Here is a 14,140-nt window from a genome sequence, read left to right as displayed (position 1 = left end):
CTACCCGATTTATTCTCCGGAAATTTTATCTGTGATATGGAAATAATCAAAATCGGCTGAGCCGCCTGTAATTTTTGTGGCATAATTAAACAACGCGAACCTATAACCCATAAAGTGCGGTAAGGTGTATGCCATTTTTAATGGCGTTCCTATGGGCTTCCATATCTTCCCGTCGAGGCTGTAAAAGAAATTGGCGATGTCTTTCTTATCCGTAAACACACACTCTGCTTTAAAAAAGACTTTCTGTTGGTTAAGCGCGATATTTTGCACCTCCATTGGCGTACCGGTAGAAGCATTTACCATTACTATCGTTTTGCTTTTACCATTTATTTTAACGCCTACCAGGCCATAGTTCTTTTGCAATAGGCCTATACCTGCAAAATCGCCGTCTTTCATGTTCGACAAGTCGAGCGATACCTCACCCGTGCATACAGGACCAATAGTTCGTTGCGTTAAGGAGTTGCGGGCCATCAGGAAATTAGTATCAACCCTGCCGGTAATAAGTCGCAAATAACCTTTCCGCGCTGTAACCGACCATAGGCTATTGTCGGGATTGTGGTTCCATTGCCAAACCAGTGGCAAGGCAGGCTCTCCCCTTTTCCGTGTAAACTCATCCGAAGATACGATCCCGGGGATGAGGCCTTTACTTTCCGGCAGATCGAGCGTATCAGGAACTTTCCCGTTAACGCCTATAACCGGCCAGCCATCCTCCCATTTTACGGGTACTAAATACGGCACCCGCCCAACGGCTCCAAAATCGCGGAAAAGGTATGAGTACCATGTGCCGTCCGGCTTATCTATTAAGCCGCCCTGGGCTACGCCTTTATCCTGAAGGCCAATTCGCCCCTCGTATTGCCCGGTGATTTTATCCGCGCGATGGATCACAACGGTACGCATAGCCCCGCGTGGCCAGGTAATATTAAACAGGTAGTATTTACCCTTTACTTTAAACAATTGTGAGCCTTCTGCAGGCAAGCCACCGCTATTACCGGAAGGCAGGCTAGCGTTTTCGATCAGAGTTTGATCAATACCGCCGGGCTTTATGCCGGATAAATCTGCGTTTAACTCCACTATTCGTAATTTACCTCCCCCGGTAACCATATACACTTTTCCATCATCGTCAAAAAACAAAGAGTGGTCGTGCAGGGAAGGTTTGAACGATACAGATTTCCAAGGTCCTTTTTCAATATCTTTAGTAGTGTATATGTAGGTTTTGCCCGTAGTTTGGGCAAAGGTGCTAACATAAAAAACACTGTTATGAAAACGGAGGCTGCTGGCCCAGGACCCGCGGCCATAGGTACTTTTACCGTTGGTTAGCGTAAGCTCATCAATGTTTCCAAGGGTATCAGAGGCATAGCTAACCAATTTCCAGTTCACCAGATCTTTTGATTTCATGATAGGCACACCCGGACTCATGTGCATGGTTGTGCTGCTCATATAATAAGTATCGCCAACACGGATCACGCTTATATCGGGCACATCGGCGTAGATGATCGGGTTAACGGCTTTCTTTTGCGCTTTAATTACAAAAGGCAAAAAAAGCACGGCTACAACAATAATAAATCGGGCAAGAAAACATCTCATAGCTAAAAATTTTGGGGGTCAGTTGGTGCGCAGCCAGCCATTTTATTTGATCGTATTGATTTGAAGAACACTTACCGAATATGGGTCGAACGTTCTTGTAAATTTTTTACCGATCTCCTTCACAGATGACGTAACAGGGACTATTTTTTCAGGCTTATCAATCGTATTGGTATCCTCTGGTTTATCACCTTTTATAACGATGAGGGTACCTGCTGATGATACTTTTACAGCGCCGTTCAATATAATATCCACCTGTTGCGGCTTACCTGTGGTATTTACTACTTTCAGAAACAGCTTACCAGTTTTTGTATCTTTTGTTGCTACGTAAAACATGGCTGGGATGGGCTGCGGCATTTTGTTATCCGCGCTGTCTCTTTTAGTTGCAGGCCTGGTTTGCGTTGGGATGTTTGCACCCGTTAAAGGAACAACCTTATCGCCAATATAGTTGCTGAATATTTTTTGTACGTAGTATGATGGGGAACCAAAGCTTGTTAACGCATTATAGCCGATCAGATCCGAATCCCATTGCCAGGCCTTTGGTGCAGTAGCTGTAGCCGTATTAACATTTACAAAAAGTGGCGCGTAGCACGACATGATAACAAGATCTGAATTACGCTCCATACCTGTCATCCATGCAGCATCGCCGAGCGCCGCATTAAGGTTAGTGGTTGGTGCACCTTCCCGTGTTGCCCATTCGCCCACAAATACTTTAAAACCTTTCCGGTCATAATTATCATAATGAGCGGCATCCTCTTCCATCTGCCAGGCATTACGGTAATAGTGCTCATCAACAATCTCTGGTTTACGTATGGTTAATTTACCACGAGTTCCAAGATAATCCCTGCCTCCGATAGTTGCAATACAATTCAGATTAGGGTATTTAGCTTTTATAGCATCGTTAAACTGCGCGAAACGGCCATCGTAACTTCCCGAAGCATCAAAACCATCTTCGTTGCCAATTTCTACATAGCGCAATTTAAATGGAGCCGGGTGGCCGTCGGCAGCGCGTTTTGCCCCCCAGTAAGTATGAATATCACCGGTGATGTATTCGATCTCGTTCAATGCATCCTCCACGTAAGGTTTTAATAGCGGGCCCGCGTCTATGTGATCGCCATCGAGCGCATAACCTGCGAATACAGCCAGCAGCGGTTCCATTTTGATATCTTCGCACCATTCTAAAAATTCCAGCAGTCCCATGCCGTCGGTAGCACGATAACCCCATGAACCTTTATGGCCCGGGCGGTTTTCAAGTGCGCCCAACGTAGTTTTCCAGGGAAAAGCATCCATTAATTTAGGTCCTTCGAGGAAATTACCACCGGGAAACCTTAAAAAAGCAGGCTTCATATCGGCCATTAATTTCATAATATCAATCCGGTTACCATTAGCCCGGTTATTATACGTCGGCGGGAACAGTGACACGAGGTTAAAATAATAAACCCCTTTGCGATTAGTGGAAATAACAAAATGTGCATCTGCCGTAGGTGCTATATTAGACGCAGTGGTTAATTGCAACTCATACTTTTTCCAGAAATTAGATTTCACCAGGTTAATAACCCCAGAGGCATAAACCCTTTTCCCATCATTGCTTTCTATGCTTACGGTTATGGGGCCTGCCGTGTTATTTTCTATTACGGGAGAATTTGCAGCGGATGCCGAGCCATTCGGCCGGCGTTCGGGCGTGCTACCTAAGCCTTTAATATAGAATGAAGCCTTGTAAACTGTATTAGGCTTTACCGGGATTCCCCAGTAGCCTTCGTTGGCAATCCCTGCTTTAACGCCGTCATTTTCTACAACAAGTTTTAAGCAAGTAGTAAGCGAGCTGTTTATCGCGTGCCCGCGTTGATCATTAGGGACGTTGTCCGGATCTGACCCAACTAAATGGATGGACGCTTTAGCCTCCCCTTCCTGGACCAGGCTCCATGCTTCGGGTGTTTTTGAATTATCTTTAAACACCCGGTTTCTGATCAATTCTCCATATAAACCGCCATCGTAAGAGTGATTGATCTCTTCGGTCATCAGCCCATACAACCGCTGGCTAACGTCTACCCCAGGTTTAGTTAAATCAAGAGTTAGCTTTGGGTTCTGCGCTTTCAAATTGGTGTTGATAAGCACAAACAGGCACAAGCTTAAAGCGGTGCATAACTTCTTCATAATTATGGTTTTTGGTTTATTAAATGTTTTTTATACACTTATATTTACAATAGCAAATTTAGCAGGAGTTTTGAAACTGGCAAGTGCATTTAAGAAAATAATGCGATCTACTCCCCCGGGGCAATGCCCCATACGCACTTTATCAATTTATGCCCCCATTTACAAAAACAGCGCATATTATATCCTTTTTGAGCTATTACACCTAATTTTTGCACAAACATGCTATTAAGATGGACATTTGTTGTTTGCCTTATTTTTTTTTATGATTAAATTCTAAAAAATAATCCCAGCTAAAACATGGTGAAATTGCAGCCTTTAAGAACGTATAAAAATAGAGGATACAGCCTAAAAGAACAGTCTAAATAATTGTTAATAATACAATTATTAGTTAAATTTAATCTTGTGGCTGAAACCAATGCAGCCACAAGGCCCAACCAGCAAAAACCATCAATTTATAAACTTAATTTATCAAAAAATGAACTTAAAATGTTTAGCTATTAGTTTAGCCACCACATTAACTTGCGGTATTTGCACCGCTCAAACCAGCCAAACCGCTGTATCGGACGATTTCAAACCATCCACAGTTAACCAGCCAGGGCAAGAATACCCCCAGGTGAACTCGCAGGGGTATGCCCGATTTCGGATTAAGGCTCCGCAGGCAGATAGCATAAGGGTTAGCCTTGGCCTGGGAGGAAAAGGAGGCACCAGGCTTAAAAAAGAGGAAGATGGCTTTTTCACCGGTACAACCGAAGGACCAATGGATGAAGGATTTCATTATTATCACCTCACCATTGACGGTGGCGTTTTTAACGACCCGGGTGCATTAAACTTTTATGGCTCCACCCGTTGGGAGAGCGGTATTGAGATCCCAGCACACGATCAGGATTTTTACGCGGTAAAAGAGGTTCCCCACGGCAATGTTCAGCAGATACTCTTCCCGTCTAAAAGTACCAATACCGCTCGCCGGGCCTTTGTTTATACACCTCCCGGTTATGGAAACGATAAATCGAAACGTTACCCGGTTTTATACTTGCAGCATGGCTGGGGTGAAGACGAAACCGCCTGGAGTAACCAGGGGCATGCCAATTTAATTATGGATAACCTGATTGCTGAAGGTAAAATAAAACCCTTCATTATTGTGATGACCTACGGCATGACGAACGAGGTTAAATTCGGTGGAATGAAAAACTTCAAAATAGAACCGTTCCAAACCGTTCTAACCGAAGAGTTAGTTCCTTTTATAGATGCAAATTTTCATACGCTGGCCGATAAGGCTCATCGTGCTATGGCCGGCTTATCAATGGGCGGAATGGAAACACATACCATCACGCTTAATAAACCGGAAGTTTTTGACTCCTACGCCTTACTCAGCGGTGGCCTGTACTCCCCTGCCGAGTTTGCCGGCAAAGCGAAACCGAAACTTATTTTTATTAGCTGCGGCAGTAAGGAAAACCCAACTGGTGTAAATAAAGCTGCAACAGCGCTAAAAGATGCCGGTTTTAACGCCGTTTCTTTTGTTTCTGAAAATACCGCGCACGAGTTTCTTACCTGGCGCAGAAGCCTGCATGAACTTGCACCTTTATTGTTTAAAAATTAAATAATACAACATCACTTTTAAAACCGGGTAAAACAACGGCAATTTTCACCCATAAAATTATTACCGTGAAACAAATTCAAAATTATTTTAAGAAAGCTATCCTGCTAATAGCTGTCATAACCAGTGGCAGCTTTAGCATGGCGCAATCCAATAAGGACTCGGAAGATTTTATGCCTGCATCAACCAATCAGCAGGGCAGGCAATACCCGCAGGTGAATAGTGAAAACCGGGTGAGGGCAAGTATATCTGCCCCGCAGGCTTTTAAAGTTCAACTTGATTTAGGTGGTAAAAAGTATGATCTGGTAAAGGATGAAAAAGGTATTTGGACCGGCGAATCGCTACCTCAGGATGAGGGTTTTCATTATTATCAGCTCAATATTGATGGTGCCTCCGTTCCCGATCCGGGAAGCCTTTACTTTTATGGTGCCGGCCGCTGGGGAAGCGGAATTGAGATATCTGCCAATGATCGTGATTTTTATGCTTTGAAGGATGTACCGCATGGTATGGTTAGCGAACAAATTTATTTCTCCAAATTAACCAATTCGTGGAGGCGTTGCTTTGTTTATACGCCTGCCGACTATAACCAAAACAGCAAAACCCGTTACCCGGTGCTGTATCTTCAACACGGAAGTGCTGAAGATGAAACCGGATGGAAAGCACAAGGCAAGGCAAATCTCATCCTTGATAACTTGATTGCCGATAAAAAGGCCGTTCCGATGATCATTGTGATAGATAACGGCTATGCTAATAAACCACAACCTGCAACAGCTGACAATAGCGCCCGCCCCCAGTCGATTTTTGAAGAGGTTATGATCAATGAGATCATCCCAATGATCGACACAAAATTCAGAACCATCGCTAACCGTGAACACCGGGCAATAGCCGGCCTTTCCATGGGGGCAAATCAAACCATGCGAATCATCATGAATAACCTGGATAAATTTTCGGCCATTGGAGGTTTCAGCGGTACTCCAAATTACCCGAGTTCGGATGTTATTGATCCTGCAACTTTTCTGGACGGTAAATATAAAGACGGCGCGGCAATAAACAAGCAGCTTAAAGTACTATGGCTAAGTTGGGGTTCAAAAGAACCTAACCCTTTTCCAGGGTCAATTGGCGCTTTCCGGGCCATGTTAGATAAACAAGGCATTAAATATTCTTCTTACGAATCGCCCGGAACTGCCCACGAATGGCAAACCTGGCGCCGTAGCCTGCATGGTTTTGCCACACTACTTTTTAAAGATTAAAACAACAAGCCGATAAGACGGAACTAAATTTCACACCCGTTTGAAACCTTAGTTCGGCTTATCGGCTATTATAAGTTCCGCATTTTATCAGTAATACGCTAAACGAAACAAATGAAAAGTGAATTAACACGCTTCCACACCAAAGCCCTCTTCTGCACCCTTTTTGCATTCTTGCTCCTTTATTCGACGCAAAAACTGAATGCGCAGTCGGTATCAAAAGATGAAAGGCCATCTTTTATCCATTCAAATACGGGCAAAAAAAGCCCGTCAAAAAAACAATGGAAAGTATTTACATACACCAACCCTATTATCAGCGATACATCAATGAGCATGCGCGACCACTGTATTTTAAAAGTGGGTAATAAGTGGTATTGCACAGGAACGTCGCTTCCTGTTTGGACGGGACAAAATCCCGGGGTAAGGCTGCTTGTTTCTGATGATCTTATCCATTGGAAACAGGAATCGTGGATCATCGATTCGCGAAAGTTACCTGCCGATTGCCCCTATAATGGCCGGTTTTGGGCACCGGAAATTCATTTTATAAAAAACAAATACTGGTTAACCGTTAATAGCGGCAAGGTAACAACCGATGACCCGAAAGGGATGAAAACGCACAGCGTTTGGCTATTTAAAGCTGATGATATTAAAGGCCCCTATACTTTGGTGAATGGTCCGCTAACATCGCGTTATAATAATGACGCTACTTTATTTGAAGACGAAGACGGCCAAACCTATTTGTATTGCAGCGGTAACGGTTTGTTTCAAGCTAAAATAGACCTCCCTACAGGGAAAATAGTGGGCGAAGTCCAACAATTCCGCTCAGCACGCGACGCGGAAAATCCAAAATGGATGTGGGGCGGCATAGAAGGCCCCTTTGTTTTAAAGAGGGACGGTATATATTATATGTTCTTTTCTACCTGGACACGTGGTTACGAGGTGGGGCTTTTACGTTCCAAAACACCGCTTGGCCCATGGGAATTAGCTTCGCCCGAACCGATATTCGGAACAAGGAAATCCAATTACCGGGGATCTTCGGCTCAGGTTGCGGCTCCGTTTGATGACTCTTACGACCCGTATGCCGAAACCGGCCACAATGCCCTTTTTGAAGGACCCGACGGGAAACTATGGAGTTCGTGCCATTACACCTTTTATAACGGAATGACGTTTAAGGCTTCTGATGAGACTTATGCACCCAAACCGCAGTTGGGTATAGAGCCGGTATTTTTCAGGAACGGCATTTTTACTATTGCAGGCCCAACCTGGACACAACAAGTAATCAAGTATCAGGTCAAATAGATCAATCCTTCCAATCTGCATCAACTAAAAACGCCCCTGCACCTAAAGGTACGGGGGCGTTGAAGTATATAATGAGGGGTATTATTTATCCCAAAACACCGGGGTATCCAGGTCGTCAGCACCTATACTGGCTACAGCTGCCCGGTAATTATCGGCATTAATAGATGCTTCGGTTTGCGGATAGGTGTACCTGCGCACAAAGCTTCCCTTAATTTGCTTACCCGGGTAAGTGTTTGGTGCTAATGCCGGGAAGCCACTCCTTCTGAAATTGGCCCATGATTCTGCACCGTTGCCAAACGAAGTTATCCAATACTGCGTATTAATGAGCTTTAAAGCATTTGCATCAGAATACACATTAAGCGGGCTATTTAGATAAGCATCCTGAGTACTGGCCGGAATAACGGCAGCAGCATCAAAAGTTGTAAACTGATCCATAGCAGCTTTAACACCATTGTTATAAAAAGTGCTTGCCGTGCCAGAGATGTAACCCCTGAATGTTGCCTCGGCCAATAGTAACTGAGTTTGCGCATACGTTATAAAAAACTGGGGCGCGGTTATCTTACCAAATACGCTGTAATTTACCTGAGAATATTTAAACCCAGACCCACTCCCACCGCGAAAACCGGGCGCTGATGGCAAAGTACCACTATCGTACCCTATAGGCAGGCCAAATTGGTTAGCAGATGCCGTATCAGGAGCAAGTGTTAGTGCCTTTCCGGGGTCGGCGTAAATTGCAGAAATGTATTTCAATCGCGGATCGCCTGTTGATTTAAGTTGCGTAACAAATGGCTCTGCAAGGTAATAGGTGTTGGTTAATTGCTGAATTTGTTGCGTAACCGGGTTAGGGTAAGTACTGTTATATTTTAAGTAACAGTTATCAGCATTGGATTGCATTACGCCGCCTGCAAATGCAGCCTGTACAATAGTTTTTGCTTTTGCAGCATCAGTTTTAGAATACCGCATCCCTATACGTAACAATAGGGAGTAGCCCAACCTCTTCCATTGCGGAATGTTTCCGCCGAAGAAAACATCACCTTTTACTACGTCTTTTGTAGCATCTAAGGCAGCAGTTGCCGTGGTTATTTCGTTTACCAGATCGGTATAAATATCCTGTTGTTTATCGTACTTTGGCAAAAGAATTGAGTTTAAGTAGGCTTGGCCGGCCTGGCTATATGGCACATCACCATAGGTATCTACCAATGTCATATAATTATAGGCTCTCCATATCCTCGCTTCGTTGTAAAGGTTAGACCGCCCGGCATCACCTTTAGTCTGTGAAAGGATCTGCTCAAGCAGTTTTACGCTATTTGGGTATGTATTATTCCAACGAATTACTGTATACGTTTGATTCAGCACATTGAAATTAAACGCTGAAGTAACACCTCCAAAAGGATCGATAAACTGCTGTACAACGGTTGCCTCGGTTTCCATTAAAGACGCATAGGTTAATAACTCCGCGTTGGAAAATAAAATTCCGGGATCTAGGCTGGTTGTGTTATTAGGGTTAATATTTAGCTCTCTAAATCCTTTATCGCAACTTGCGGCAGAAAACAGGCAAGCAGCAGATAATATAATTTTTATAAACTTTTTCATAATTGACTCTTTTAGAATTTAACGTTAAGATTGAACCCGTATGTACGCGTTGTTGGTAGCGAACTCTGCTCGTAACCGGCTAAAAGATCGCCGCTTGATGATATAGCCTCAGGGTCGATATTTGGCGTAAACTTTTTTATGATAAGTACGTTGTGACAAACTGCGGAAAGCACCAGCCCTTTGATGAATTTAGCTTTCACCATCTTAGAAAAATCATAGCTTAACGAAACATTTCTCAGCTTAATAAAATCTGATTTATAAATAAAAGGATCCAGAATTCCCTGCGAACGATAATTGGCATAAAAGTCCTCAGCATTCACAGCCGTAGTGTTAGGCGTACCGTCGGCATTTACGCCATCAAACTTCACCCCGCCTTCCCGGCCAACCAGGGATTCTTTTGATAAACCTTCTCTCAGGAAGTTCAGGTTGGAACTTGATAATACCTTACCACCGGCTTTATAATCTATATGAGCCAACAGCGTAAACTTTTTATAAGTAAAGGTATTTACCCAACCGCCTGTAGCTTTAGGTAATGCGCTGCCAAAAAGAACCGGGGTAGCACTTGCCACCGGTTTACCCCCTGATACAATGATCTTACCGTTTGCATCTCTGCGATAGGTTGACCCCAATATCTGGTTAAACGGAAGGCCAACCTGGTGAACTATTGAACCAAAAAACTCTCCTGTACCGATTGTAAACTGCTGTTGCCCGTTTGCCAAGGCCAGCACTTTGGTGTTATTTAAGGCGGTGTTGAACGCCGAGCGCCATGTAAAGTTCTGAGTTTTCACCGGCACTAATTCCAGTTGGAACTCCATGCCACGGGTTTTTGATTCGCCCAGGTTTACAATTGTACTTGTATAGCCCGATGCGTTAGAAATTGCAACACCTAAAATTTGGTTGGTTGTGCGCTTTTCATACGCGGCAACATCCAGGTTCACGCGGCTGTTAAACATTCTCAACTCAAACCCAACCTCCTTTTCTTTAAGGCTAAAAGGCTTTAAGTTCGGATTTGGTGTAGAGGTGTTACTGATACTGCCAAGTGGCTGCCCGTTAAAGCTGTTTGGAGAAACGGTGTACGTAAGGGAGTTACTATATGGGTTGGCACCATTTGCACTACCCACATCGGCATAGCTGGCCCTGATCTTTCCAAATGAAAGCCACGACGGCAACGTCTTAAACATTTCCGAAAACACAAAGCTGCCGCTTATCGATGGATAAAAATAGTGATTATTTTCAGGGCTTAACACCGAAAACCAGTCGTTACGGCCTGTTAAGTTTATGAATAAATACGATTTGTAGCCAAACTCCGCAGTTCCGTAGAGTGAGTTAACCGTCGACTTGGTAACGCCAAAGGTGGCTGTGTTGGTTACGCCATTACCAAGTGTGTAAAAGTCCCTTACATAAAAGTTTGTTGCCGAAACGTTATACCCTGGCGATGACGAAGGGAAGCTGTTTCCACCCACAGTGGCATCAAAAGAAAAGTCTCCCCATTTGTGGCCACCACCTAATAAAAAGTCGGCATTTATCGATCGGTAGGAATTATCATTTGAGTTGTAACTACCATTATAAAGGCCGGCAGGCGCAGCGGCGTTCGCCAAGGTGCCTGTTGGCGAATTCTGCTCGTAAAACGAAGTGCTGTATTCCATATTCACACGGCCCTGCAGGTAAAGCCAATCAAAAAATTGATAGCGCAGGCTTGCAGTACCCAAAAGGTGATCTTTGGTTTGCCTGGTAAATTGTTTGTTCATTATCCAGTACGGGTTAGTAAGGGTAGTAAAACGCGATGTAGGCGTTTCGTTACCGTTAGCATCAACCGCTGCTGCCTTTAATACATCTAAACCAACCGAGTTGGAATAACGATACATGTAGTTGGTAACCGATGACCCCTGAATTCCTATTACCGGTGGATTTTTGTTATTCTCGTGGTCGTAGTTCATATAGATCTGGGCCGACAACTTTGAAGTAAAATTGTAGTTCATGCCCAGGTTAAAGATTTTTTTATGATAATCATTATTAGGTACGATACCTTGGGCATCCTGGTTAGAATAAGAGAACCTGAAGCTACCTTTATCGTTGCCGCCGGAGAATGCGATGGTATTAGACCAGGCGTTTGCAAGCCGGAAGAATTTGCTTATACGGTTTCTTTCCGGAGCATAAGGGCGTTGTACCCCGTCAAATTGAAAGGTAGGCGCGTTATCAAACTTTTCCCCAAAACTCCAGGCACCCGAGCTTTGAGCCTGGCCTTGGGTTTTCGGCCGAACGTTATTTTCACCTTGCCCGTATTCATATTGAAAGTCGGTAAAATCAAGCGCCTGGTTCTGGGTAAAGTTTGAGGTAAACTCAACGCCGATACCCGTGTTTTTGTTGCCACTTTTTGTGGTGATGATAATTGCACCGTTGCTTGCACGGGAGCCATAAAGCGCTGCTGCGGTAGCTCCTTTTAGAACCGTCATCGTCTCTATATCGTCTGGGTTTATCTGCTGCATATTATCACCAAGATCTACCGACTGGGTATACCCGTTAGTACTCGACGGACTTTGTGACATAGGCAGGCCGTTGATGACAATTAATGGAGAATTGTCTCCTGTAAAAGAAGACTGCCCGCGCAGCCTTATTTTCGTACTCCCTCCGGGGCCTGCTGATGGTGGTGAAATATCCAAACCAGCAACCTTTCCTTCAAGTGAATTAATAAAGTTTGTGCTCCTGTTGGTGGTAATTTCGCCTACGCGTACATTCTCTGCAGCGTAACCCAATTTTTTAGATTCGCGTTTGATGCCTAAAGCCGTTACCACTACTTCGGTGATAGCGCTCGATCTTGGCTCCAGGGTAACATTAACTACGCTACGCCCTTTTACTTCTTCTGTTTTGGCGTTATAGCCTAAGTAACTAAAAAGTAAAACCGCGTTATCGCCGGCAACCTGTATTTTGTAGTTACCGTTCACGTCGGTCATGGCTCCGTTATTGGTTCCTTTTTCGCTTACGCTCACGCCAACAAGCGGTGCCCCTGTCTCGTCGAGCACTTTACCGGTAACTGCCTGCACATTTACTGCTCTGTCTGTACGGGGATTGCCGGTATTTCCCGCCCTTACGTCCGTTGTAAAAATTAGTGTCGAAAAGACACTTATTAGAACAGACAGCATCATTCCGGATGCCTGAATCTTTTTTTTCATAATGTTAGGTTAAATTCAATTGGTATAAGTTCTTAATTAATCTCTTTTGCAGAATTGGTAATTGCTAAAGAGACCTTCCTGGCGACAACTCCGTCGCCCTTGTTGAGTTAATGTATCTTTTTCTTCATATTTTATGTAGGGGTTAGTTTTTAAATTGGTTATATATTTTGATATAGTGTATTACAATAAATAGTTTAACGACAATACCCCCGCAAGCCCAATTATTGAGACCAGGCTTTCCATAACCGTCCACGAGCGTAAAGTTTGCTTAACAGAGAGGCCAAAATATTCTTTGCATAGCCAAAAGGCTGTATCGTTTACGTGTGATCCAAACAAGCTCCCTGCCCCTATGGCCAACACCAGTAAATTCGCGTTTACGTTGTTATGCTGCGCGATGGGAAACAGTAGCCCCGCCGCAGTCACACCCGCCACAGTAGCCGAGCCAAGGCAAAGGCGTAAACAGGCCGTTGCCATCCAGGCAAGCAACAGGGGCGGCAGTGCGCTATGCATCAGCATAACCGCAAGCGCATCGCTCAATCTGCTATCCACAAATATTTGTTTGAGTGCACCGGCGCTACCAATAATGAGCAACACCATGGCTATATCTTTCACGGCGCACACATAGCCATCCATAATTTTTGCTAAAGGCCTTCCCTTAGCTAACCCAAGTGTATAAGTGCTTATGATAACGGTGAACAGCATAGCAATAATTGGCTCGCCAAGCCATTGCGCTACAGTTTTGCTTATTGCGCCCGTACCAAAAAGCACCGGCAGTAAATACCCCAGGCAAATTAATATCACCGGTAAAAGCGAGGACAATACACTATTTACAATACCCGGCAATTCACTTTCAGGCAAAATAGTGGCGCTGTTAATAAGCTTTGAACCGTTTGGGCCTATTGTTTTAAGCGTAACCGCAAATAATGGCCCCGCTATAATGATGGCCGGAATTGCAATTACTAACCCATAACCAAACGTTTTTACAATATCCGCGTGAAAAACGCCGATCAGCGTCATCGGTGACGGATGCGGAGGCAAAAAGCCGTGCATTACCGATAGGGCGGTAAGCATTGGCATCCCTACATACAAAAGCGGCAAACGGTAACTGTAAGCAACCGAAAAAATGATAGGGATCAGCAAAATAAAGCCAACATTGTAATACAATGGTATGCCTACAATAAAGCCCGTTAATGCCATGGCATAGGTTACATATTTGGCACCAAACAAATCGTGCATAAAATGAGCTATGCGTTGGGCAGCACCGCTTTCGGCAACCAGTTTGCCCAACATAGCGCCCAGTACAATAATGATAGCAACTGAGCCCAGCGTATCGCCCAGCCCTTTATTTATAGAGGCAATCACTGCTGAAAATGGCATCCCGAATAAGCAACCTGCCAGCAGCGCCACGATAAGAAAGGCAAGAAAAGCGTTCACCTTTGCCAACGTTATCAGCGTTACCAACACCAGGATACAGAAGATCAATAGGAATACGGTCATTACCA

At 44.3% G+C, this 14,140-nt stretch carries 8 protein-coding genes; 3 read left to right on the top strand and 5 right to left on the bottom strand.

Going from position 1 to position 14,140, the window contains the following annotated elements; all coding sequences use genetic code 11:
* Window positions 1-9: 9 nt before the first annotated feature.
* Window positions 10-1,584 (bottom strand): glycoside hydrolase 43 family protein, encoded by a 1,575-nt coding sequence (locus ABIX36_RS13565; RefSeq protein ID WP_348082703.1) that lies wholly within the window; start codon window positions 1,582-1,584, stop codon window positions 10-12.
* 42 nt (window positions 1,585-1,626) lie between these two features.
* A complete protein-coding gene (locus tag ABIX36_RS13560; protein WP_348082702.1) occupies window positions 1,627-3,735 on the bottom strand; it encodes an alpha-L-arabinofuranosidase C-terminal domain-containing protein in 2,109 nt (702 codons plus the stop codon).
* A gap of 475 nt (window positions 3,736-4,210) precedes the next feature.
* On the opposite strand from ABIX36_RS13560, the gene ABIX36_RS13555 reads away from it, so the two are divergent.
* From ABIX36_RS13555 to ABIX36_RS13545, 3 genes are all read left to right on the top strand, one after another.
* Window positions 4,211-5,332 carry an alpha/beta hydrolase-fold protein gene (locus ABIX36_RS13555; RefSeq protein WP_348082701.1) on the top strand — a complete coding sequence of 374 codons (1,122 nt, stop codon included), beginning with the start codon at window positions 4,211-4,213 and terminating at the stop codon, window positions 5,330-5,332.
* A gap of 65 nt (window positions 5,333-5,397) precedes the next feature.
* Window positions 5,398-6,579 (top strand): alpha/beta hydrolase-fold protein, encoded by a 1,182-nt coding sequence (locus tag ABIX36_RS13550; RefSeq protein ID WP_348082700.1) that lies wholly within the window; start codon window positions 5,398-5,400, stop codon window positions 6,577-6,579.
* Between the two features lie 111 nt (window positions 6,580-6,690).
* Window positions 6,691-7,875 carry a family 43 glycosylhydrolase gene (locus ABIX36_RS13545; RefSeq protein WP_348082699.1) on the top strand — a complete coding sequence of 395 codons (1,185 nt, stop codon included), beginning with the start codon at window positions 6,691-6,693 and terminating at the stop codon, window positions 7,873-7,875.
* Between the two features lie 81 nt (window positions 7,876-7,956).
* On the opposite strand, the gene ABIX36_RS13540 is transcribed toward ABIX36_RS13545, so the two are convergent.
* The 3 genes from ABIX36_RS13540 to ABIX36_RS13530 all read right to left on the bottom strand — a co-directional run bounded on the left by ABIX36_RS13540 (window position 7,957) and on the right by ABIX36_RS13530 (window position 14,135).
* Window positions 7,957-9,468, bottom strand: a complete 1,512-nt coding sequence (locus ABIX36_RS13540) for a SusD/RagB family nutrient-binding outer membrane lipoprotein (protein ID WP_348082698.1) — start codon at window positions 9,466-9,468, stop codon at window positions 7,957-7,959.
* 11 nt (window positions 9,469-9,479) lie between these two features.
* Window positions 9,480-12,638, bottom strand: a complete 3,159-nt coding sequence (locus ABIX36_RS13535; protein WP_348082697.1) for a SusC/RagA family TonB-linked outer membrane protein — start codon at window positions 12,636-12,638, stop codon at window positions 9,480-9,482.
* Between the two features lie 180 nt (window positions 12,639-12,818).
* Entirely contained in the window at window positions 12,819-14,135 is a 1,317-nt protein-coding gene (locus ABIX36_RS13530; protein WP_348082696.1) for a gluconate:H+ symporter, read from the bottom strand.
* Between the last annotated feature and the right edge of the window lie 5 nt (window positions 14,136-14,140).

It is taken from the genome of Mucilaginibacter sp. (assembly GCF_039925265.1).
Classification (GTDB): domain Bacteria; phylum Bacteroidota; class Bacteroidia; order Sphingobacteriales; family Sphingobacteriaceae; genus Mucilaginibacter.
Note: the sequence above shows the minus strand (reverse complement) of the source record. Positions and strands in the feature narration are given on the sequence as shown.

Coding starts and splice junctions, on each gene's coding strand:
- ABIX36_RS13565 (WP_348082703.1), bottom strand. CDS start 1,584: ATGAGATGTTTTCTTGCCCGATTTATTATTGTTGTAGCCGTGCTTTTT.
- ABIX36_RS13545 (WP_348082699.1), top strand. CDS start 6,691: ATGAAAAGTGAATTAACACGCTTCCACACCAAAGCCCTCTTCTGCACC.
- ABIX36_RS13555 (WP_348082701.1), top strand. CDS start 4,211: ATGAACTTAAAATGTTTAGCTATTAGTTTAGCCACCACATTAACTTGC.
- ABIX36_RS13535 (WP_348082697.1), bottom strand. CDS start 12,638: ATGAAAAAAAAGATTCAGGCATCCGGAATGATGCTGTCTGTTCTAATA.
- ABIX36_RS13540 (WP_348082698.1), bottom strand. CDS start 9,468: ATGAAAAAGTTTATAAAAATTATATTATCTGCTGCTTGCCTGTTTTCT.
- ABIX36_RS13560 (WP_348082702.1), bottom strand. CDS start 3,735: ATGAAGAAGTTATGCACCGCTTTAAGCTTGTGCCTGTTTGTGCTTATC.
- ABIX36_RS13530 (WP_348082696.1), bottom strand. CDS start 14,135: ATGACCGTATTCCTATTGATCTTCTGTATCCTGGTGTTGGTAACGCTG.